Genomic DNA, 21,217 nt, shown 5'->3' with positions numbered 1-21,217 from the left:
CGCGAGCAACCTCGCTCCCACATGAATTTCCGCGTTCAGTAGTTAACGGGTCGGCATCAGGTACAAAGCCGGGATTCTTTTGAGATGACTGCCAGGTACACCCCCATGACACACCTTCAGACCCTTACAGGCACGCCAATAGGTAGCCCGGTAGCCACCGACAGCAATCAGGCCAAGACTGTTTATGACGCCTTGATGCAGCCGAGCGAAGCACTGCGCGATGTCGATGTTGTCGACTTTCTGCACCACGAGCTGGCCCGTGCCGAGCACACAGTTTGCGAAGTGCCGAGCAACCCGCAGGTGCTTGAAGACTGGATCGGCCAGGGTGTGGCGAACGTCGCCGAGCAATACTCGGCGTATCTGCAAGAACGACATGCCGGCGGTCCCCGACGTTTCTTCACGGGGCGCAGCCATGCGCTGTACTTCTTGCAGCATGTCGCACCGACCAAGTTAGTCGACGGCGCGTGGCTCTACGGCCTGCTGCCGCAGTGGGCGGATTATCGGTTTCATGGGCTGATTCGTACGTATCTGGAAGAATTGGGCGACGGCGAACCGGCGCTCAACCATGTGGCGTTGTATAAAAAACTCATCGCTGATCTGGATTGCGACCCCGGCTATACGCTGGCGGATATCTATTACGAGCAGGGCGCGATCCAGCTGGCGCTGGGGCAGCACGGCGCGGCGTTCCTGCCCGAAGTCATCGGCTACAACCTGGGCTATGAACAACTGCCGTTGCACTTGCTGATTACCTCGTTCGAATTGAATGAACTCGGCATCGATCCGTACTATTTTTCGCTGCACGTGACCATCGACAACGCCAGCACCGGTCATGCGCGCAAGGCCGCCCAGAGTGTGCTGTCGCTGATGCCGATGGGGGCGGAGCGCGATGAGTTTTATCGGCGTGTCGTGCAAGGCTACAAGCTCAATGAACTCGGAATTGGCTCGACGGCGATCATCAAGTCCTTCGACTTGGACCAGCAAGTCATCGCCATGCTCGAACGCAAACGCTCGTTCGGCCAGCACATGCATTCCGACTATTGCCGTCTGGAAGGCAAGACCGTGAATGAGTGGCTGGCGGAACCCGATCAGATCCCAGCATTCCTCGACGTCTTGCTGAACAAAGGCTGGATCAAGCGCGATGAAGACCCGGCCAACAGTCGGTTCTGGAAGCTGATCGACGGAGCGGGCGCGCCGATGTTTGGCGTTTTCTCGGGTTACGAAAAACAGCTGCTGTGGGATTGGATTGCTGGCGAACGGATCGTGGACGAAAGCGCTGCCAACGCCTTTCGATTTCAGTTCAGGAGCAAGACCTCTGCAGATGCGGATGTAGCGTCGCCGGCCATTCCAACCGACCCGGACCTGCAAGGGCTGCTCAGCGATCTCGAACACTGCGCGGCCAGTGAAAAAATGGCTGTGCTTGGCGCGTTCATGTGCCCGGCCATGCATGCGACACCGGCCGGGCTCTACGCCACTCGGGAGTTCGTCAAGGTGATGAGCGAAAACGTAAAGGGGCAAGCGGTATGAGCGGACAAACCGCGCTGTTGCAATTGGGCAAGCTGCTGCGAGCTAGCGGATACACGTTCGTGACGCCAACGCCGATCACTCATCAACGGGTCAACGACAGGGCTGGCAATGCCATCGGCAGCACACTGCGCGATGCGTTTGGCTGGAATCGGCCATTCGCGCAAGGTTTGCTGCCACGCCAAGAAGAGAGCGAACTGATCGAAAGCGGTGTGTTGGAACGTGATCATGAGCAGCTCAAAAGTACCGTCAGATGGTCATCGCTGGATAACCTGTTGCTGGTTCATTCTGCCTTCCCGACCACCCAGGAAGACTCGGTGTTCTTCGGCCCGGATACCTATCGTTTTGCTCAAACCATAAACCGCCATTTGCAAACCACCGATTGCGCCATCAAGTGCGCCGTCGACATCGGTTGCGGCACAGGCGCCGGCGCAATGCTTATCGCCCAGGCGAAGCCCCAGGCTGAAGTCTTCGCAGTGGACATCAACCCCAAGGCGCTCGAATTCACCGCGATCAACGCCAAACTGGCAGGCTTGAACAACGTGGTCTGCCACGCCAGCAATGTGCTGAATGATGTAGAAGGGCGCTTCGACTTGATCGTCGCCAATCCGCCGTACATGAAGGATTCCAGGCAACGGGCCTATCGCCATGGCGGTGATGCGCTGGGTGCGGACCTGTCGGTGCGGATCGTTCACGAATCGATTGAGCGCTTGGCCGTGGGCGGGTCATTGCTGCTGTATACCGGCGTTGCCATTGTGGATGTCCAGGATCCGTTTCTCGCCTCAGTCAAAGAGGCTTTGGATCAACCGGCGCTGGACTGGAGTTACCGTGAGCTTGACCCGGACGTCTTCGGCGAGGAGTTGCTGGAGGCCGGCTATGAACAGGTTGATCGCATCGCGGCCGTGGAACTGATCGTCACGCGACGTCTACCGGTGTAGTTCCTTTCTCAGGATACCGTCATGAAATCATTCCAAAACCAGCTGACTCCTGCTCAAGAACAGCGGCTCTGTGCCCTGGATGCCTGGCACTGTGCGCTCGAGAACTGCGCGCTGCGGATGGATTGCCCAGATGCCTATCATGAGGAGCTGCTTCGCCAAGCGGATGAAATGGATCGCCAGGGCATTGTGAATTGGGAGGAGTGGCGAGACTTGCGGCTGGAGGCGGATGCGGCTTATTCGCGCGCGGTGGCGGGAGGGGATTACCACTCAGTGGTCAGCCGATAGGTTTTCTGTCCTTTTGGCGCTATCTGCTGGCCCGTTGGCGTTAGTCGGTCACTGGACATCGGGATAGAGTGGTCGCTATGTTCCTGGCGCCCGGATGACCCTACTGATGACCCGCCCCCGTTTCTTGCCCGACAACTTCACCCTGACCCTGATCTGCGTGGTGATTCTCGCCAGTCTCCTGCCCGCCAGCGGCCAGGTCGCGGTCGGTTTTGGCTGGTTGACCAACATCGCGATTGCCCTGCTGTTTTTCCTGCACGGCGCCAAACTCTCCCGTGAATCAATCATCGCCGGCGCGGGCCACTGGCGCTTGCACCTGCTGGTGTTCAGCCTGACCTTCATCCTGTTTCCTATCATCGGGCTGGCGCTCAAACCATTGCTGTCGCCGCTCATCGGCAACGATCTGTACATGGGCATGCTCTACCTCTGCGCGCTGCCCGCCACCGTTCAGTCGGCAATTGCTTTCACCTCGCTGGCGCGGGGCAACGTCCCGGCGGCGATTTGCAGTGCGGCGGCGTCCAGTCTGTTCGGGATTTTCCTCACACCGCTGCTGGTCACCTTGCTGCTGGATGTGCACGGCGATGGTGGCTCTACCATCGATGCGATCCTGAAGATCAGTGTGCAACTGCTACTGCCATTCGTGGCCGGGCAGATCGCGCGGCGCTGGGTCGGCAACTGGGTGGCGCGCAACAAGAACTGGCTGAAATTCGTCGATCAGGGCTCGATCCTGTTAGTGGTCTACGGTGCCTTCAGCGAGGCAGTGAACGAAGGCATCTGGCATCAGATTCCGCTCTGGGAACTGGGCGGCCTGGTGGTGGTGTGCTGCATCGTCCTGGGGCTGGTGTTGCTGGCTTCCACGGTACTCGGTAAAGCCTTCGGTTTCAGCCAGGAAGACCGCATCACCATCCTCTTCTGCGGCTCGAAGAAAAGCCTGGCCACCGGCGTGCCGATGGCCCAGGTGCTGTTTGCCGGAAGCACCTTGGGCGTGCTGATTCTGCCGTTGATGTTGTTCCATCAGATTCAATTGATGGTGTGTGCGGTGTTGGCGCAGCGCTACGCCAATCGCACGGAAACGGTCGCGGAAATGATGGGGCAAGTTGATCCATAAGCACCTGTTGCTTTCGAACCTCGTATCAGGATAACTGTGGCTCTGTCCTGCCTCGAGGTGACCCGCGATGTTTGATCTGCCCTCTATCGTGACGTACGTAGCCGTCGTGATCGGTCTGTTTCTAATCCCTGGCCCTGCGGTGCTGTTGGTCATCACGCGCACCATTCAGGGTGGACGCAAAGTCGGGATTGCCACGGGGCTGGGCGTTGCATCGGGGGACCTGATTCATACGCTGAGCGCTGCGCTGGGGCTATCGGCCATTTTGATGACCTCGGCGCTCGCGTTTAATGTCGTGAAGACGGTGGGCGCGTGCTATCTGATCTACCTGGGTGTGCGCGCCTTTCTGGCCAAGCCAGGCGCCACTGAGCGAAAGCAATTGGCTGACGTGACCTCGACCCAGGCTTTTTTCCAAGCGGTCGGCGCAGAAGTGCTGAACCCGAAAACCGCGATTTTCTTCCTGGCCTTCCTGCCTCAATTCATTCACCCGGAGTCGGGCTCGTCCTTGATTCAATTCGCGGTGCTTGGCTTGCTCTTCTCGGCGCTCAGCGCGACCTATACCAGCGTTCTTGCACTCAGCATTCGTCCTTTGAGCCGGTTGATCAAAGGCCTGTCGGGTCTGCGTCGGTGGGAAGGGAAAATCATCGGGACGATGTTTGTCGGGCTTGGGGTCAAGGTGGCTTTTCAGCAGCGGTAGGGTGGGGGTGGGGAGCCTACCGCTATTGTATTGCCTGCGTCCTATCCGGCAGTTCCACCGTTGGGCAACGGCACCTTTCCCATCGGGTTGTCTCTCGATAGGGCGGCGACAGGATGGAGTGAAGGCAGCGGTGGCTACAGCAACTGCCCGCCCGAGATGTCAAAAGTCGTCCCGTTAGCCCAGGCCATGTCATCGGACAGGATGGCGGCAACCGCACCGCCTATATCATCCGGCAGACCGACACGGCCCAGCGCGATGCCCTGTGCCACATAGGCGTTCACATCCTTGTTGTCGCGCACCGCACCACCGCCAAAATCGGTTGCGATGGCGCCTGGGGCAATTGCATTCACCCGAATTCGGCGCGAACCGAGTTCTACGGCCATGAAACGGGTCAGCACCTCGACTGCAGCCTTAACCGCCGCATAAATGCTGTAGCCCGGCAGAGTAAAGCGCACGAAGCCAGAGGAAACGTTCAGGATACGACCGCCGTCTTCCACGAGCGGTAACAGCTTCTGTGTCAGGAAAATCGGCCCGCGAAGGTGTGTGGCGACCAGTGAACCGAACTGGTCCTCGGTCGCGTCAACAAAGTTCGCAAAGAGGCCATTGCCGGCATTGTTGATGAGGAAGTCGAAGCGCTCGCGGCCGAAGTCTGTCTTCAGCGTATCAGTCAGTGCGTTAGAAAAATCTTGATAGCTGGCAGTATCGGTGATGTCTAGCGGCAGCATCGCGGCCTTGCCGCCCTGTGCCTCGATTTCTCGCATCAGCGATTCGGCTTCTGCCTCGCCGCTACGATAGGTGCCGATGATGTGGACGCCGCGCTTGGCTAGGTGAAGCGCCATGTTGCGGCCAAGGCCACGGCTGGCGCCAGTGATGAGTGCGATCTGATTGGTCATGGATTGTCTCTGCTAGGTAAGCGCGCTTTTCTGCGCGTTTTTGACCCGCTCAAGATAGGCAATGACAGGTTTGTAACCCACACCCAATAAGCTCAGTTTATTGCCTGATTGTATCAATCACATTGCGCGGTAGCGGGGCGTAGGCATAATCGGCTCATGACCAATGATCTTGCACCGCATCTTGATATAGCCCTGCGCCATGCGCCACCGGGTTTGACTTTTACACCGATTCCGCGTGTGGACATCTGCGTCGGACAAGGCTCTACAGACAAGGCGCCATGCCTGTATCGCTCGATGATCTGCTTCATTCTGCAAGGTTCGAAGCGCGTTGCGATTAACGACAATCTTCTAAGCTACGACAGTGAGCAATATCTCATCAGCGCCCTGGACCTGCCGTTGATCGGGCAGATTATAGATGCTGAAGGAGGGCAGCCCTACGTTGCGGTATCGCTCGTTCTGGATCCGGCCATACTGGCGGAACTGGCGACCACCATGCCGCCGGTTCGCGAGAGCGAACAAAAGGGGATAGGCATCACGATTAACCCGATGACCGCTTCGCTACGTGACACGTTGCTGCGCTTATTGTCATTGCTTGACACGCCTGCCGATATCCCGGTGCTCGGCCCCATGGTTGAACGGGAGTTGCTCTATCGTCTTCTACTAGGCCCTCAGGGGCGGCTACTGCGTCAGATTGCCCAACCCGAAGGCGCACTGGGTAGCATCCGGCGGGCCGTTGCGTGGATCCGAGACAATTACAATGTCCGACTTCGCATCGATGCGTTGTGCGATGCAAGCGGCATGAGCCGGGCAAGTCTGCATCGCCATTTTCTGTCGATGACCGGCCTCAGTCCCCTCCGATATCAGAAACAGCTCAGATTGCAGGAAGCTCGCCAGCTTTTGCTTGCTGGCGAGCATCGCGCGTCTGACGTGGCGTTCGCTGTCGGCTATGAGAGCGCATCACAGTTTAGCCGCGAGTACCTAAGGCAATTCGGCGTATCGCCTGCACGCGACGTGCGCGAGGTACGGCAAGCGATCGCCAATTCAACAAGGACGTAAAGGGCAGACTGACTTTTGGAGTCTTGACGACTGACTAGTCAGGCCGAATTTATTGGCAATAACTCGCGCATGACGTTGCCCCTGACGTCAAAGATATCAAGGAACACGAAGGGCTTGAGGCGCTGACCCAGACAGAAGGACTCATCAGACGGGTTATAGGCTCATGACCTGCCGCTTCTCGAGTGCGATGAGTAATAGGCCGGGACACTCGGGTGTCAGGAGGGGTTGAGGAAGTAGTCATCGCGTTGATTCCCGCAAGGTGAGGCTTACACTCGACGGATCAGACTCAAAGTACTGTCGCGATGGAGCCAGGCAATACTGGCTGTGATGAGTAGCAACAAGATGGCCGGTACAGGGCGGCCCTCGATAACGAAGAGGTGGGTGAAAATTGCAACGCACATAGTGATCGCCAGCAGCAGCCCTCCCAATCCTATAGTGACGGGTATGAACAAAGCGACAGCAGCGCTGATTTCGATCAGCCCCGTCGCGATACGAAACCACTGACCCAAGCCAATATGTTCGAAGATCTCGACCATCATTGGCACGCCAGCGAGCTTGGCGCCGCCAGCTGCCAAAAACACCAAGGCCGCTATAAGGCGTAATCCAAGGGACGTGTACTTCAACGCCGTGCTCGTGCTGGCGGATTGATTGAACGCTTTATTACTCATTTCAGTGTCCACTTTAGACGGCGCGGAGCCCAACGAAGATGGGTTAACAGGGGGCAATGCATTGGTTGAAAATAATGCCCCCCGCCCTGTTTTAAACGCCAGCAGTCGCTTCGCGGACGAAGTCTTCATAAGAGCGCAGCGGGTGCCCAATGATGGCTTCCAGCCGGTTCACGGTTCCTTCAGCGGCTTGCATGCCGAACGTCTGGATACCCGCCATCATCAGGCGCATGTCGTATGCCAACCAGCCGGGGCCGTACGAAGCCAGTTGCCCTTCGAAAGCCGCTACATCGTCACCGCCGTAAGCGATCTCACGACCCAGGGCTGAACTCCAGGTCTTGGCCACGGATGCACCCGTCAGTGCTTGTGGCCCAACCAACTCCAGTGTTACACGATCGAGAGCCGAAGATGCCTTGTCGCGTCGCAGCAGTTCTGCCACGGCGACATCGGCAATGTCGCGTGCATCAATCATCGAGACGCCCGCCGAGCCGATCGGCATCGGGTACACCGAGTAGTTCTGGATCGTCTGTTGGACCATCAGGTCGTTTTGCATAAAGTAAGCGGGACGCAGAATAGTCGCGGGGATGTCGAGGCTTTCGAGCATGCGCTCAACGGTATGCTTGCCAGTGAAGTGCGGAACATTGGTGAACTTGTCGGCATGAATCACCGAGAGGTAAACGATGCGCTCAATGCCAGCCTCGTGAGCGAGGTTCAACGTAATGAGGGCTTGCGTGACCTCGTCGGGCGTAACGGCGTTGAGCAAAAACAGCGTCCGTACCGAAGACAGCGCAGCACGCATCGAAGGTACATCGGTGAGGTCTGCGACAACTTCAGTGACGCCTGCCGGGAAGTCGCGTTTACCCGCTTGGCGCACGAGCGCTTTGACTTCGGCGCCCGCGTCGGCAAGACCCTGAGTGACGAGTGAACCAATAGTGCCCGTGGCGCCAATAACGAGAATGCTCATTTTGAATCTCCTGCGGTGATTAGAGGGAGTGGATCAGCGAGAGAAGTCCGCAACGACTTTTCCAGTTCCGGAAACGGTGCGATTGCGTTCAATCGCCGTGGGTATGTCTGCGAAGCCAATGACCTCGCCGATCCTGGACCGCAGCGTGCCGTTGGCGATTTCTTTTGCCAGCGAAGCCAGAAGTTCGGGATCAGGTTTGTTCATGAACCACAGGCCTCGGCGATTCGCCGGCGTGCGCGCCAGAATGTCAGGTGAGGACGTGCCGACAATGACGCCGTTCTCAGCCAGCACCTGCCAGGAGCGATCCAGCACTTCACCCCCGACGTAGTCGAGCACCAGGTCAATGTCCCGGATGACTTCCTCGAAACGTTGGGCTTGATAGTCGATGACATGATCGGCGCCGAGGCTGCGCACATAATCCAGGTCCGCCGCGCCCGCCGTTGCGAAGACCTCGGCGGCTGCCCGCTTGGCAAACTGCACGGCATAGGCGCCCAGCCCACCGGCACCACCGTGGACAAGGATTCGCTGGCCGGGATGAATCGGCCCCGCATGATGGAGGCTCTTCCAGGCTGCCACGGCTGCGACAGGAACCGCAGCCGCATGCATATCATCAATATTCTCAGGCGTCAGGGAGAGGCTCGATTCACTGACGCTCACGAATTCGGCGTAGGCGCCCAGTTTCCCTATCGCGCCCATGACACGATCGCCGATGCGAAAGCGAGAGGCACCGGGGCCGACAGCCTCGACAACCCCCGCAATTTCGGCGCCCAGCACTATTGGCAACGGAAGCGTAAACGCGTTTCGGACATGACCTTCGCGGACTTTCCAGTCAATGCCGTTTACGCCGGCGGCACGAACCCGGACGAGAACCTCGTCCTGTTCAGGTTCCGGTTTTTGGATTTTGGCCACTTCCACGACGCCAGCGCCGCCGTATGCCCGGATCAGTACAGCTCGTTGCAGGGTGCTCATTTGCAGTTCCTCGTATCGAGTTCCGATGACGAGAAGATAGGCTGTTGCACGGATGATGTGCAGACACCAAAATGCAGACACTTCGTTTCAAAATTGGAACACCATGAATCTGAACGCTCTGATCGACTTCATACTCGTCGCAACGAATGAGGGCCTTGGAAAGGCGAGCCGTGCGAGCGGCATATCCAAAGCCACCTTGTCGCGTCGAATCTCCGACCTTGAGGAGCAACTCGGGGTGAGGCTCATCGAGCGCAGCGCTCGCGGCTTGAAGCTGACCGAAGCTGGCGAAATGTTGATGGCTCGAACAGAAGGACCGTTGAGCGAGGTGGCCGATGCCATGACAACGGCTCGCGAGGGCGTATCGACGCCTCGCGGACGCTTGCGTGTCGCCTCCCCAGTCCTGTTCTCCCAGCTCGCAATGGGCCGCATCGGAGCAGAATTCTGCGCCGCCTACCCGGAGGTCGAAATCGAAGTCGTGGCGGAGGATCGCCTGGTCGACCTTGTGGAGGAACAATTCGACGTCGCCATTCGGATCAACCCGAGCCCAGACAGCAATTTGGTAGGCCGATGCTTCGCCAAAGACCGGCTGGTAGTAGTGGCGGCGCCAGAAGTGCTTAAGCCCGATCCCGGAGAAATCAGGCCCATTCCTGGCATCGTAACGTCGAGCTTCCAGCCGACCCACTGGAGTCTCGACGGAGGGCGTTTGGTTCTGGAGCCTATTCCAAAGCTGCGATTCTCCTCCTTACTGATGGTCCGCGATGCGGCTGTCGCCGGTGGTGGTGTTGCCCTGATTCCACAGTCCATCGCATGGAACCAGCTCGCCCGTGGCGAGTTGGTCCAGTGGGGCACGGTATCGGGTGTAGAACCCGAGCTTTGGGTCTTGCATACCTCCAGGCGCCTGATTACTCCAAAAGTTCGAGCATTCGTTGATTTCATATGCGCGAAGTATCCGGACATGTCTCTGGTGCTGACAGGATAGAAGGCCGCTTACTGGTCTCGGATATTGATTCAAGCGTCTGGTTGGGGATCGATTTTTCAACAAATTGGACGGCTGATTTTGGCTGGAATCAATCGCTGAACAGACAGTGGAAAACAGTGGATGCACTGCTAATCTCACCACCGCAGTCGGGCTTACTCTTTCCCTAGTCACGCCTTGCTCAACAGAGCTCGGACCTACCGCGACTGGATCGCGAAGGTCAATGTGGCATCGCAGGTTATCTAATAATGGTTAGCTCGATGAAAGCTCGATGCCCCAGCTGTGGTTACATCGCAAACAGTCCTCCGCCAACTCACAAATGCCCCGAATGCGAGAATTTTTCCCACGACTGGTTGATTTACGATTGGGAAGGTTTTGCTTCAATTCAACGCCGACATATTCGATACAACCTCTTAATCATTGGCATGATTCTGATTAATGTTCTTGCGATCATCATCTTCGAATCAACTAATGCATTTCAGTGGATGTTTAATCTATTACTCATTCCCGCCACGATCAGTTTATTTCGTTGTCGCAAGCAGCTTGGAATGCAAGCGGAGTACAAAGGGCATAAAGGCGGGGCTGTGTTTTTTTGGCTTACATGGTTCAGCTTGGGTTGAGGTGGGCAAACAAGGCGGCGCGCAACGGTGCGTCATCGCCTTGCTCGGCTTTTTTCACACCTCAACCCCCCGATTCAATCAACCTTCGACCACCGCGCCGCCTTGTGCACTGCGTAGATCAACGTTTCGAGGTCATGATGTCGAAACCTCCGTCCAGTTCAACGTCGCCGACTCCCGCCATTTCACCTCGGTTAGCCCATACTTTTCCGCCTGGGGTTTGGACACGACTTTGAGTGGTGGCCTGCCAGGTTTCGGTATCGGCGCTATCCCCGCATCACAACTCGCCCAGTGCCAGGCCTGGGCATTGGTCATGCTTTGCGCGCGGATGATGAATGATTTTGTTTGCCCGTGAAGCTTGTATTCAATGATGTAAAGATCGGTCTTCATGAGGCCCCCTCCATTTGCTCATAGATAAAGGAGTGGTGGCGTCAGAAAAAAATTCAAAGCGTTTTCGGTTGTTGTTACTGATTGATTTCTGAAGGGAAGATTGCGGGTTTGCAGGCGCTGCTGGACGGTGCTGTGATGCAAGAGTTCAATGGCAATGACCGGTGGCGAGGTCACTCATTTATCTGGAGCGATACATGAAAATTGGTGTGATTTCTGACACCCATGGTTTGCTCCGTGATGAAGCGGTTGCGGCGCTGCAGGGCTGTGAGCGGATCGTTCATGCGGGTGACATTGGCAGCGCGCAAATCCTTGAGCAACTGACGGCCATCGCTCCGCTGTACGTCGTGCGGGGTAACAACGACCTGGAAGCGCCGTGGGCAAAACAGATTCCCGATCTTCTGTATTTCGACCTCAATGGCTGGAGGACGCTGTTGGTGCATGACATTGCCGACGTCCCCGTTGCACTCGATGCGGACGTCAGGCTGGTGATCACCGGCCATTCGCATAAGCCACTGATTGAATGGCGGGGCGAGCGGCTTTATCTCAATCCCGGCAGTGCAGGGCGGCGGCGCTTCAAGTTGCCGGTGACGTTGGCGCTGCTTGAGGTGCTGGCGACGTCGATGGAGCCGCGTCTGGTATCGTTGGTGGAATGATCGACCCTGGCCCTTTGGTACAAAAAAACATGCTCAAGATCAATACCGATATGGCGATGTTCATCGCGTTGCTCGCCTGTGCAGGGCAGACCTTGGGGGCTGGACTGCCGCCGCCCACCGTCGATGTGCTGGCATGGCCGCGCATGTCCTCGAGCGAGTTTGGTTGCTATATGGAGCAGTCGCTGGGGCATCGCGACAAGCGCTTCAACTGCAGCTTGAAGGGCTACGAAAATCAAGGCGACCCCTGCAGCAATGATGACGTCTACACCGAAGGCCCGGAATTGCCCGCAAACCTGGCTGCCCGGATTCATCCGCTCGCGACGCAGGTGCAATTGAGCTGGGAGCATGGGGAGTTGCAGCAGGTGACGCTCTTGCTCAAGGGCACATTCAACGAGGCCGAGGTCCGCAACGCCTTTAAATTGCCGCGTGCCGAAGCCTATTTGTTGTCAGAAGCAGAGCAGGGGACAGTGCCGGAAAATATCATGGACACCAGCGTTCAATATGAATCGACTGATGATTCGACGGGTAAACGCCCAAGCGATCCGTCTTCAGGAGTTACTTCGGTCGTGCTGACTGGCTTCGATCATATGGGCGCAGGGGATGTCGATTGCAGCGCCGAGGAATGATATCCCGCGTCAGTTAGATCTTTCGTTGTCGTACAACGGATTTTTCCATCGCATCTGCTATTCGCGCAGTAAATCACAGCACTGAACCTGCCTGTACCCGTCGTATTCCCTACAGAGCTGGATCTGGATCGAGAGGTCGTGTCATGACGAACGGCCATCTTTCAGATTGACAGCCAGCTATGAGCCTCGATATAAAAGGCATAGTTGTACGACGACAGACGATAGATCGACTGTTGAACCCTAAAAATAAAAATGAGTGTCGGCCCCATCATGAATCCAACCTGCGTACTCGTCTCCCCGAATGCCGCTCCCCGTGGTTCGCTCCTGACTGCATGCCTTGATGCACAGTCCGGTCCGTTGCAGGCAACGGTTTCAACAAACACCCCATAGCAGTTGCTACAGGTCTGACTCCAGCCCCCGGGTATGGAGAACGTGCACCTGTGCTCTCGTCCGGTTGTCGAGAGTTCATCACCCTAATCCAATAATAAAGTGATGCTATGAATCTGAATGAGCCCATCAATGCGCAACGTGTCGGCCAAGCCGTAGGCAAATACCGTTGGACGATCTGCGCGCTGTTGTTTTTTGCTACCACCGTCAATTACCTCGACCGCCAGGTGCTCAGCCTGTTGGCGCCGGGTTTGTCGACGGAGTTCGGTTGGAGTAACACCGATTACGCCAACATTGCTTCGGTGTTCCAGTTTGTCTACGCCATTTCCATGTTGTTCGCGGGTCGTGTGGTCGACAAAATCGGCACCAAGACCGCGTTTGTGGTGGCGATCTGCATCTGGTCGACCGGGGCGATGATGCATGCGTTTGCGGTGCCGATGGGCGAGGGGATCGCCGCGGTGTGCAGCGCGTTCGGCCTGGCGGTGATTCCGGTGTCGATTGCCGGTTTCATGTTGTCCCGCGCGGTGTTGGCGATTGGTGAGGCGGGTAACTTCCCGATCGCGATCAAGGCCACTGCGGAATATTTTCCGAAGAAAGAACGCTCGTTCGCGACCGGCATCTTCAACTCCGGTGCCAACGTGGGTGCAATCCTGGCGCCGATCTGCGTGCCGTTGATTGCGGGCCTGTGGGGTTGGGAAGCGGCGTTTATCGTGATCGGCATGTTGGGCTTCGTCTGGGTGGCCGTGTGGATCACGCTGTACCAGAAGCCGGAGCAGCAGAAGCGTCTGTCGGCGGCGGAGCTGGCTTACATCCGCAGCGATGAACCGGTGCAAGTGATCGCTACGCCGGTGGCGGGCGAGGTAGTGAAGAAAGTCTCGTGGTTCAAGTTGCTGACTTATCGCCAGACTTGGGCTTTTGCGTTCGGCAAGTTCATGACCGATGGCGTGTGGTGGTTCTTCCTGTTCTGGCTGCCGACCTACCTGTCGGCGCAATACGGCATGAAAGGCTCGGACATCGTGGTTCCGTTGGCGGTGCTGTACAGCATGACCATGGTCGGTAGCATCGGTGGCGGCTGGTTCCCGAGCTACTTCATGGCACGCGGCGACAAGCCGTATGACGGCCGCATGAAAGCCATGCTGGTGATCGCGCTGTTCCCGCTGCTGGTGTTGCTGGCGCAGCCGTTCGGCTACATCAGCTTCTGGGTGCCGGTGCTGTTGATCGGTGTGGGCGCGTCGGCGCACCAGGCTTGGTCGTGCAACATCTTCACCACCGTGTCCGACATGTTCCCGCAAAAAACCGTGGCGTCGGTGGTGGGGATTGGCGGCATGGCCGGTGGTTTGGGCGGCGTAGTGATGACCAAGATCGGCGGTTGGGTGTTCGACTACTACAAATCGATCAACGACATTCACACCGGCTACATGATCATGTTCGCCATCTGCGCACTGGCCTATCTGGTGGCGTGGAGCGTGATGAAAGCGCTGGTGCCGCAGCATAAGGAAATTACTGATCTGTAAGCGGTTCTTCAGCTGGATCGAGGGTGGCTGTGCCACCGTCATCGCGAGCAGGCTCGCTCCCACATGGGTTAGGTGTCGTTCGCAAGAATTGCGGCCAACACATCGATCCCTTTGTGGGAGCGGGCTTGCTCGCGAAGGCGTCAGCCCAGCCGAAAACTCTGCCATCTGACACACCGCTTTCGCGAGCAAGCCCGCTCCCACATTGGTTTTGTGTTGGTCTCAGGAGTTGCGGCCAGCACCGCTCCCACATGGGGTTTGTGTTGGTCACAGGATTTGCGGCCAACACCAGACCCTGTAGGAGCGAAGCTTGCTCGCGAAGGCGTCAGGTCTGACACACCGCGTCATCGTTCTTCGCGGGCAAGCCTCGCTCCTACAAAGATCAAAAGAAAGGTCAGGGATTCAGCCCGATAGCCCGAACACCAGTCTGGGGGTTAGCATGTGGGGTTATCAGCCCTCATCACCGAGTAACCCAGACCTTGATCGAACGACGCCAATTCAGCGGAGGCATGAAGGGGAAAAATCTCCGCTATTTGAATGAGCAATCTGGTGAGCCAGTCCCCATGGCGCGCACAGGTTTTTTGCTGCTGGAGCATTTTTCACTGCCGGCCTTCACGCAAGCGCTGGACACGATCGTCACCGCGAACCTGCTTCGCCCCAAGTTGTTTTCCACCCGAACGTTCGGTTTGCACGATGGCGAAGTCATCAGCGACCTGGGCCTGGTGATCCGGCCCGATGCGCGTTTCGACGGTGTCGCGATTCAAGACCTGGACCTGCTGGTCATTTGTGGTGGCTACCGCACTGAACTCAAAGCCAGCGATGAGTTGATCCACTTGCTCAGAAGCGCGGCAGACCACGGCGTAATCCTGTCCGGATTGTGGAACGGCGCGTGGTTCCTCGGCAGCGCCGGTTTGCTCGACGGCTACCGTTGCGCCATTCACCCCGAACATCGCCCCGCACTGGCGGAAATTGCCAAAGCCGCGCAAGTCACCAGCGAACCCTACGTGATTGATCGCGACCGGCTCACGGCATCCAGTCCTTCCGGGGCCTTTCACATGGCGCTGGACTGGATCAAAGGCTTGCACGACAAGGCCTTGGTCGAAGGCATCGAAGACATCCTGGCCTTCGAAGAATCCCGCTACCGGCGCATCAAACCGACGGAAAACATCTGCGTCAGCGCACCTTTGCGCGAGGTGGTGAAGCTGATGGATGCCAACCTCGAAGAACCGCTTGAGCTGGAACAACTGGCGGTTTATGCCGGTCGTTCCCGTCGCCAACTCGAGCGTCTGTTCAAGGAGCAACTGGGCACCACGCCGCAACGCTATTACATGGAACTGCGCATTACCGAGGCGCGGCGCTTGCTGCAGCACACCGAACTGTCCCAGGTGGACGTGCTGGTGGCTTGCGGTTTTGTGTCGCCTAGCCATTTCAGCAAATGCTACAGCTCGTACTTTGGCTACCGACCGTCCAAGGAAACGCGGTTGGTCAAATAACCTCCCGGAGCCCCGTAATGCCTGACCGTGAAATCATCATTCCTGCCGCCATGAAAGCCATCGTCGAACGCGCGGGTTATGCCCCAGCGGTCAAGGTCGGCGACACACTCTACTGTGCCGGCCAGGTGGGACGGACACCTGACCTGCAAGTCATCGAAGACCCCGAGCAGCAGTTCATGTGCGCCTGGGAAAACCTCGGCCAGGTGCTCGAGGCGGGCGGTTGTACCTTCGAGGACGTGGTCGAGATGACGACCTATCACGTCGATATGTCGAAGCACATGGCAGTGTTCCGGGACGTGAAAAACCGTCTGTTCCCCAAGGGACTGTGCGCCTGGACGTGTATCGGTGTGAGTGAACTGGCTCATCCGGGGTTGTTGGTTGAAATCAAGTGCATAGCGGTGCGACGCAAATAGCCGGGCATCCACATTCACTGTGGGAGCGAGCTTGCTCGCGATTGCGGACCAACAGGCAACTCACCTGTGAAGGTAAAACCGCCATCGCGAGCAAGCTCGCTCCCACAGGTTAAGGGCTGACGATAAAGGCTCGGTGGGATGGTCGTTTGATTTACGTAACGCTATGCTGCCGCGCATTCGAGTTCGCCAACAACAACCAATAATAGTGAAGTCATGAGCCAATCAGAGCTGCATGCGACTGCTTTAGCACTGTATCCAGAGGACTACCGCGAGGCGGCCGCGTTGTTGAAACAAGCCGTGCCGCTCATGGTGCGACACAACATTGCGCCGAATCCGGTGCACTACGCGCTGTGGTACACCTACAGCAAAGGCCTGGAGCCGGAGCTCAATCGTCATCTGGATCGGGTGGTCAAAGACTTCGACTATTTCCCTTCGGAGTCCGCATCCAAGTTGTTCCGCGACTTCATCATTCGCGACGAACTGGAGGATGCCCGCGCCGGCCAGCAACAAGCGATCAACCTGGTTGATGGCATGGAGCGCGACGTCTCCCATAGCGTCAGTGGCAGTCTCAACTTCAAGGCCAGCCTCGGACAATGCCTGGAAATGCTCGAAGAGCCGGACGACAAGCGATTGCCGACCATCCTCATCGAGCTGCAACAGAGCACTCAGGCGATGCACGATCAGCAAGAGCGCTTCCTCGCTCAACTGCACTCGGCGCAAAACGAGATCAAAAGCCTGCGCGATAAACTGCAGCGAGCCCAACTCGACGCGACGCTCGACGGCCTGACCCAAGTGCTCAACCGCAACACCTTTTCTCGCGTGCTGGAGCAAGCGTTGCGCACCGAGGCGCAGGGTGTCGCGCTGGTCATGCTGGATATCGATCACTTCAAGCAATTCAATGATCAGTACGGCCACCCGCTGGGCGACCGCGTGCTTGAACATGTGGGGCAGGTGCTGCGCAACTCACTGCCACCCCAAGCCCTGGCGGCCCGTTATGGCGGCGAAGAGTTTTGCGTGATCTTGCGTGGTTGCGCCGACCTCTCGGCTGTCCGTGACGTTGCCGAGTTGCTGCGCCAGAAGATTCAGGCGCTGCGGATCAAGGCGCGCGGCACTAATGAAGTGCTGGATACAGTGACGGCGTCGTTCGGAGTCGCCCTTGCCAACGCGAACGACACGGTGGAAAGCCTGGTGGTTCGGGCCGATGACGCGCTGTACAAGGCCAAGCGCAATGGGCGTAATCAAGTCGTGTGAGGCCAGCGCTCAGCCCCGTTGCTCAGCTACCAACAACAACGACTGCGGCACCGGACTTTGCGGGTGCTGCGGTTCTTGCAGGCCGACCAGCCGAAAACCGGCCATGTCCAGTGCATTGAGCCAACTCGACAAGGTGCGGAAGTACCACGGCATGGGCTGCCACTGGCCCTTGAACCCGGCAAACGTCTCTTCGCGCCAGCCGTCCTGATAGTCACCTGCCGCCGCAGTCCACGGATGCAGCGTCTGGATCACCATTGCGCCGCCGGGGGCGAGCAGGGCGTTCATGGCGGCAAGCAGCGGGATGATGTCCTGGTGCAACAGGGCGAAGTTGGCGCAGATCAGGTCGTAGCCGCTGCCGATATCAATCTTCGCCTCCACCAACGCTTCATAGCTCGCCACCTGTACCCGCGAAGAACCCGCCGCCCGTGCCGCCTCGACCAGCGTCGCATCGCCATCCACCCCGACCGCCTCAATGGCTCGATCAGCCAATGCACGCAACAACCAGCCCTCACCGCAACCGAGGTCCAGAACCCGTTCGGGCTGACGGCTTAGCACCGCCAGCAGGATCGCCTGGTCGGTGACCTGCAGGCGGCTTTCGATCGTGCCGTTGCGGATGGCATCAATCCACGGTTGGGCGTTGTGGTGCCAACTGTCGAGAAGGGTGGATTCTGGGGCGGGCATGTCGGTGTCCAGAGTGGTTGGTTGGATAAAGGATAGGACACGTTGTTTTGCCAGGAAGCGGTTGTTCTGAGCAATAACTAGCGAATAAGTCATCGTCTGTCCCATAGTTGGCACTAAAGCGCATAAAACTATTGATAAAAGTTGCCATAAGCTTTAAACGGAAAGATCACTGGCACATTGCTAGTTTTCAATAAGAAAGTATCGCCAGTTTTTTAGCTCAGGGAGCGCTAATGAGTTTTCGTCCATTGACCGACTCTGCGCGGCAATCGAACGATTGCGGCGTTACCACCTCTCAACTAAAAGGGAACGTGGATACGCTCGGCATGGCCTACGCTGGCAACGGGGATACCATCGAACATTTGCTGGAATCAGCACGCAACTGGACGTATACCACCTCGTGGGTGGTTTATCGCGCCGGTGAGCAAATGCACCTGGTCGGGCAAGGCGACCCTCGGGTGCAGTGGCCATCAAGTGTTGCGAATGAAGACTTTGAAGCCTTCTGCCAGACCTGGCGCCTGCATCGCTGGCCGACCGGTCGCGGCGAAAGTGTGCTCGGCTGGTTGCTCGCGCCGATTGACGATGCCGAAGAACCGGCGCTCGACGAATTTGCCCAGCGCCTGGGCATTCAGGTCCAGACCGATACCCTGGCCCGCGCGCAGATTACCCAGCGCGTGCTGTATGAAATCACTTACCTGGCCAGTTCGACCCGCGACCGCTCGGTGTTTCTGGTGGGGGTTCACCAACTACTGGCCAGCCTGATCGACGCTGAGAACTTCTACCTCGCGCTGTATGACCCGCGCACCGGTAAGATGGACTACCCGTATTACGTCGACATCATCGATGTTGAAGCCCTGGAGTCTGAGAACTACGAATACCTCGACCCTGCGCACCTGTCGCTGACCGCTTATGTGTTGACCACGGGCCAGCCGTTACTGATCGACTCTGCGGGCATTCTCGCGGCTCAGGCCGAGGGGCGTTTCTACTGCGTGGGTGATCGTCCCGAGTTCTGGATGGGCGCACCGCTGAAAAATGCCTCAGACGACGTGTTTGGCATGCTGGCGATGCAGGTCTACGACGTTTCCCGTGCCTACAGCGCTGAAGACCGCGCGCTGTTTCTGGTGGTGGCCCGCCACGTGGCGATGGCACTGGACCGGATTCTGCACCGCGCCGACCTGGAAGAGACGGTAATGCGTCGCACCCTGGAGCTTTCGGCACTCAACGACGCCTTGCGCCAGGAAGTGGCCGACCGGGAGCGCGCCGAACATCTGCAGAGCGCGCTGTTCCAGATCGCTGAACTGTCGAGCCAGCCCGGCGACATGGCCGAGTTGTTTAAAACCTTACATGGCATCGTCGGCGATCTGTTGTTCGCGCAGAACTTCTATATTGCGCTGTTCGACGACGCGACCACTGAAGTGACCTTTCCGTATTACGTCGATGAGCGGCAAACGGTTCGCCCGCTAGCACGGCGTGGCAGCCGGGGCTTGACCGAGTACGTGATCCGTCAGCGTCGAGCTTGCCTGATCGATGCCGATGAGGCTGAACGATTGACGGTGGACGCTGAAATCGAACCCGCCGATGTGTATTACCGATCCTATTCCTGGCTGGGCATCCCGTTGTTCGATGGCGATGTGGTGCGCGGCGTGCTGGCGGTGCAAAGCTATACCTCGCAAGTGCGCTACACCCTGCGCGATCAGGAACTGCTGACGTTCGTGTCGCGACACATCGACACCGCCCTGTCGCGCCGCACCGCCGCTGAAGCAATCCATGCCGCCAACCTCAAGCTCGAAGCCCGGGTGCAGAACCGCACCCGTGAACTCGATCACGCCAATGCCAAGTTGCAACACGAAAATTCCCACGATGCGCTGACCGGGCTGCCAAACCGTACCTACCTGCAACAGCGCCTTAATCAGGCCTGGTCGCAGTTTGGCAGCGAGGGCGGGCACCTGGCCGTGATGTTCATCGACCTCGACCGTTTCAAAATGGTCAACGACAGCCTCGGCCACCATTTCGGCGACCTGCTGTTGATGCAGGCCGCCCAGCGTCTGCGTGGCTGCCTGCGCGACACCGACATGCTCGCGCGGTTGGGGGGCGATGAGTTTTCGGTGCTCGCGCCCGAGGCGCCGCTGGAGGTGGTGATCGAAATCGCCGAACGGATCCTGGTGGCGTTTGACCTGCCGTTTAACATCAATGGCCACCAGGTTTTTTCATCCTGCAGTATCGGCATTGTCAGCGCCGACAGTCAGTTCCATCACGAGCCCGCGGACTTGCTGCGCGATGCCGATGCGGCGATGTACCGGGTCAAGAGTGCGGGGCGCGACAGCTACGCGGTGTTCAACCAGGAAGTGCGCCGCGAAGTCTCGGACCAGGTCGAACGAGAAGGCGCCTTGCGCAACGCGCTCAAACGCACCAACGAATTGCTGCCGTATTTCCAACCGATAGTCAGCGTCGAAACCGGCGAACTGCTGGCCCTCGAAGCGCTAATCCGGTGGCATCAGCCGGACGGCCGGGTGATCGCGCCGGGCGAGTTTTTGCCGGATGTCGAGGGCTTGCGCCTGATCGGCCGACTGGATTTGTACATGCTGACCAGCATCGCCGTGATCCTCGCCCAACCCGAGCACGCCAATTGGCCGCCAGTGCACGTCAACTGTTCCAGCTACAGCATGACGCGTCCGGACTTCGCCAGTGACGTGCTGGCTCTGCTGGCGCAGCACGGGGTCGCGCCGTCGCGGATCTGCCTGGAATTGACCGAGGGTGCGCTGGTCGCCGAGCCGGCGATTGCGCGACTGACCATGCAGCAACTGGCCGACAACGGCATGTCGGTGGTGCTCGACGACTTCGGCGCAGGGTTTTCATCCCTGAGCTACGTGCATCAATACCGTTTCAGTGGCTTGAAAATCGACAAGTCGTTCATCCTCGAACTGACCACCAGCCCGCGCAGTCGCGCAATCGTCCGGGCGATTGTGCGCATGGCCGAATCGCTGGACCTGAGCGTGGTGGCGGAAGGTGTCGAGGATGAAGCGACCCTGGACCTGCTGCGCGAAATGGGCGCGGGGCAGGCCCAGGGTTATTACTTTGCCAAACCGATGGGGTTGAAGGCGTTGTTGGCGACAACCCTGATCGGTCACTAGG

At 58.1% G+C, this 21,217-nt stretch carries 20 protein-coding genes; 14 read left to right on the top strand and 6 right to left on the bottom strand.

Going from position 1 to position 21,217, the window contains the following annotated elements; all coding sequences use genetic code 11:
- The first annotated feature begins 105 nt into the window (after positions 1–105).
- From NK667_RS15335 to NK667_RS15315, 5 genes are all read left to right on the top strand, one after another.
- On the top strand, positions 106–1,524 hold the full coding sequence (locus NK667_RS15335; RefSeq protein WP_054615319.1) for an iron-containing redox enzyme family protein: 1,419 nt from the start codon (positions 106–108) through the stop codon (positions 1,522–1,524).
- Complete coding sequence (locus tag NK667_RS15330) at positions 1,521–2,459, top strand: methyltransferase (protein ID WP_054615318.1); 939 nt, start codon at positions 1,521–1,523, stop codon at positions 2,457–2,459. The genes NK667_RS15335 and NK667_RS15330 overlap by 4 nt, the downstream gene beginning before the upstream one ends.
- A gap of 21 nt (positions 2,460–2,480) precedes the next feature.
- On the top strand, positions 2,481–2,744 hold the full coding sequence (locus NK667_RS15325; protein ID WP_054048774.1) for a hypothetical protein: 264 nt from the start codon (positions 2,481–2,483) through the stop codon (positions 2,742–2,744).
- A 106-nt stretch (positions 2,745–2,850) separates the two neighbouring features.
- Positions 2,851–3,849 carry a bile acid:sodium symporter family protein gene (locus NK667_RS15320; RefSeq protein WP_054616275.1) on the top strand — a complete coding sequence of 333 codons (999 nt, stop codon included), beginning with the start codon at positions 2,851–2,853 and terminating at the stop codon, positions 3,847–3,849.
- A gap of 67 nt (positions 3,850–3,916) precedes the next feature.
- A complete protein-coding gene (locus NK667_RS15315) occupies positions 3,917–4,543 on the top strand; it encodes a LysE family translocator (RefSeq protein ID WP_054615317.1) in 627 nt (208 codons plus the stop codon).
- A 134-nt stretch (positions 4,544–4,677) separates the two neighbouring features.
- Here NK667_RS15315 and NK667_RS15310 read toward each other — a convergent pair whose 3' ends face one another.
- A complete protein-coding gene (locus tag NK667_RS15310; protein WP_054615316.1) occupies positions 4,678–5,436 on the bottom strand; it encodes an SDR family NAD(P)-dependent oxidoreductase in 759 nt (252 codons plus the stop codon).
- A 156-nt stretch (positions 5,437–5,592) separates the two neighbouring features.
- Here NK667_RS15310 and NK667_RS15305 point away from each other — a divergent pair, with 156 nt between their 5' ends.
- Positions 5,593–6,492, top strand: a complete 900-nt coding sequence (locus NK667_RS15305; RefSeq protein ID WP_054615315.1) for an AraC family transcriptional regulator — start codon at positions 5,593–5,595, stop codon at positions 6,490–6,492.
- Between the two features lie 266 nt (positions 6,493–6,758).
- Here NK667_RS15305 and NK667_RS15300 read toward each other — a convergent pair whose 3' ends face one another.
- From NK667_RS15300 to NK667_RS15290, 3 genes are all read right to left on the bottom strand, one after another.
- Complete coding sequence (locus NK667_RS15300; protein ID WP_054615314.1) at positions 6,759–7,160, bottom strand: DoxX family protein; 402 nt, start codon at positions 7,158–7,160, stop codon at positions 6,759–6,761.
- A gap of 91 nt (positions 7,161–7,251) precedes the next feature.
- Complete coding sequence (locus NK667_RS15295) at positions 7,252–8,121, bottom strand: NmrA/HSCARG family protein (protein WP_054615313.1); 870 nt, start codon at positions 8,119–8,121, stop codon at positions 7,252–7,254.
- 33 nt (positions 8,122–8,154) lie between these two features.
- Entirely contained in the window at positions 8,155–9,090 is a 936-nt protein-coding gene (locus NK667_RS15290; RefSeq protein WP_054615312.1) for an NADP-dependent oxidoreductase, read from the bottom strand.
- 103 nt (positions 9,091–9,193) lie between these two features.
- Here NK667_RS15290 and NK667_RS15285 point away from each other — a divergent pair, with 103 nt between their 5' ends.
- Entirely contained in the window at positions 9,194–10,069 is an 876-nt protein-coding gene (locus NK667_RS15285) for a LysR family transcriptional regulator (RefSeq protein ID WP_054615311.1), read from the top strand.
- A 749-nt stretch (positions 10,070–10,818) separates the two neighbouring features.
- Here the strand turns inward: NK667_RS15285 and NK667_RS15280 are convergent.
- The gene (locus NK667_RS15280) at positions 10,819–11,073 is read right to left on the bottom strand and encodes a DUF6555 family protein (RefSeq protein WP_054048764.1); all 255 of its coding nucleotides are present in this window, start codon (positions 11,071–11,073) and stop codon (positions 10,819–10,821) included.
- A gap of 194 nt (positions 11,074–11,267) precedes the next feature.
- Between NK667_RS15280 and NK667_RS15275 the strand changes: the two genes are divergently transcribed.
- The 6 genes from NK667_RS15275 to NK667_RS15250 all read left to right on the top strand — a co-directional run bounded on the left by NK667_RS15275 (position 11,268) and on the right by NK667_RS15250 (position 17,407).
- Complete coding sequence (locus NK667_RS15275; protein ID WP_054615310.1) at positions 11,268–11,726, top strand: metallophosphoesterase family protein; 459 nt, start codon at positions 11,268–11,270, stop codon at positions 11,724–11,726.
- Positions 11,727–11,755: 29 nt separating this feature from the next.
- The gene (locus tag NK667_RS15270; RefSeq protein WP_054616274.1) at positions 11,756–12,352 is read left to right on the top strand and encodes a hypothetical protein; all 597 of its coding nucleotides are present in this window, start codon (positions 11,756–11,758) and stop codon (positions 12,350–12,352) included.
- A gap of 497 nt (positions 12,353–12,849) precedes the next feature.
- Complete coding sequence (locus NK667_RS15265; protein ID WP_054048760.1) at positions 12,850–14,253, top strand: MFS transporter; 1,404 nt, start codon at positions 12,850–12,852, stop codon at positions 14,251–14,253.
- A gap of 476 nt (positions 14,254–14,729) precedes the next feature.
- Positions 14,730–15,743: a GlxA family transcriptional regulator gene (locus tag NK667_RS15260; protein ID WP_177331437.1), complete on the top strand. Its 1,014-nt coding sequence runs from the start codon at positions 14,730–14,732 to the stop codon at positions 15,741–15,743.
- Positions 15,744–15,760: 17 nt separating this feature from the next.
- Positions 15,761–16,156, top strand: a complete 396-nt coding sequence (locus tag NK667_RS15255; RefSeq protein ID WP_054615309.1) for a RidA family protein — start codon at positions 15,761–15,763, stop codon at positions 16,154–16,156.
- A 213-nt stretch (positions 16,157–16,369) separates the two neighbouring features.
- The gene (locus NK667_RS15250; protein WP_054615308.1) at positions 16,370–17,407 is read left to right on the top strand and encodes a GGDEF domain-containing protein; all 1,038 of its coding nucleotides are present in this window, start codon (positions 16,370–16,372) and stop codon (positions 17,405–17,407) included.
- A gap of 9 nt (positions 17,408–17,416) precedes the next feature.
- Here the strand turns inward: NK667_RS15250 and NK667_RS15245 are convergent, their stop codons facing one another.
- Positions 17,417–18,088 carry a class I SAM-dependent methyltransferase gene (locus NK667_RS15245; RefSeq protein WP_054615307.1) on the bottom strand — a complete coding sequence of 224 codons (672 nt, stop codon included), beginning with the start codon at positions 18,086–18,088 and terminating at the stop codon, positions 17,417–17,419.
- A 230-nt stretch (positions 18,089–18,318) separates the two neighbouring features.
- Between NK667_RS15245 and NK667_RS15240 the strand changes: the two genes are divergently transcribed.
- A complete protein-coding gene (locus tag NK667_RS15240) occupies positions 18,319–21,216 on the top strand; it encodes a sensor domain-containing phosphodiesterase (RefSeq protein WP_054615306.1) in 2,898 nt (965 codons plus the stop codon).
- Position 21,217 lies beyond the last annotated feature (1 nt).

This window comes from Pseudomonas nunensis (assembly GCF_024296925.1).
Classification (GTDB): Bacteria; Pseudomonadota; Gammaproteobacteria; order Pseudomonadales; family Pseudomonadaceae; genus Aquipseudomonas; species Aquipseudomonas nunensis.
The sequence above is the reverse complement of the archived record's forward strand: the minus strand, read 5'-3'. Positions and strand labels throughout refer to the sequence as shown.

Coding starts and splice junctions, on each gene's coding strand:
- NK667_RS15335 (WP_054615319.1), top strand. CDS start 106: ATGACACACCTTCAGACCCTTACAGGCACGCCAATAGGTAGCCCGGTA.
- NK667_RS15330 (WP_054615318.1), top strand. CDS start 1,521: ATGAGCGGACAAACCGCGCTGTTGCAATTGGGCAAGCTGCTGCGAGCT.
- NK667_RS15325 (WP_054048774.1), top strand. CDS start 2,481: ATGAAATCATTCCAAAACCAGCTGACTCCTGCTCAAGAACAGCGGCTC.
- NK667_RS15320 (WP_054616275.1), top strand. CDS start 2,851: ATGACCCGCCCCCGTTTCTTGCCCGACAACTTCACCCTGACCCTGATC.
- NK667_RS15315 (WP_054615317.1), top strand. CDS start 3,917: ATGTTTGATCTGCCCTCTATCGTGACGTACGTAGCCGTCGTGATCGGT.
- NK667_RS15310 (WP_054615316.1), bottom strand. CDS start 5,436: ATGACCAATCAGATCGCACTCATCACTGGCGCCAGCCGTGGCCTTGGC.
- NK667_RS15305 (WP_054615315.1), top strand. CDS start 5,593: ATGACCAATGATCTTGCACCGCATCTTGATATAGCCCTGCGCCATGCG.
- NK667_RS15300 (WP_054615314.1), bottom strand. CDS start 7,160: ATGAGTAATAAAGCGTTCAATCAATCCGCCAGCACGAGCACGGCGTTG.
- NK667_RS15295 (WP_054615313.1), bottom strand. CDS start 8,121: ATGAGCATTCTCGTTATTGGCGCCACGGGCACTATTGGTTCACTCGTC.
- NK667_RS15290 (WP_054615312.1), bottom strand. CDS start 9,090: ATGAGCACCCTGCAACGAGCTGTACTGATCCGGGCATACGGCGGCGCT.
- NK667_RS15285 (WP_054615311.1), top strand. CDS start 9,194: ATGAATCTGAACGCTCTGATCGACTTCATACTCGTCGCAACGAATGAG.
- NK667_RS15280 (WP_054048764.1), bottom strand. CDS start 11,073: ATGAAGACCGATCTTTACATCATTGAATACAAGCTTCACGGGCAAACA.
- NK667_RS15275 (WP_054615310.1), top strand. CDS start 11,268: ATGAAAATTGGTGTGATTTCTGACACCCATGGTTTGCTCCGTGATGAA.
- NK667_RS15270 (WP_054616274.1), top strand. CDS start 11,756: ATGCTCAAGATCAATACCGATATGGCGATGTTCATCGCGTTGCTCGCC.
- NK667_RS15265 (WP_054048760.1), top strand. CDS start 12,850: ATGAATCTGAATGAGCCCATCAATGCGCAACGTGTCGGCCAAGCCGTA.
- NK667_RS15255 (WP_054615309.1), top strand. CDS start 15,761: ATGCCTGACCGTGAAATCATCATTCCTGCCGCCATGAAAGCCATCGTC.
- NK667_RS15250 (WP_054615308.1), top strand. CDS start 16,370: ATGAGCCAATCAGAGCTGCATGCGACTGCTTTAGCACTGTATCCAGAG.
- NK667_RS15245 (WP_054615307.1), bottom strand. CDS start 18,088: ATGCCCGCCCCAGAATCCACCCTTCTCGACAGTTGGCACCACAACGCC.
- NK667_RS15240 (WP_054615306.1), top strand. CDS start 18,319: ATGAGTTTTCGTCCATTGACCGACTCTGCGCGGCAATCGAACGATTGC.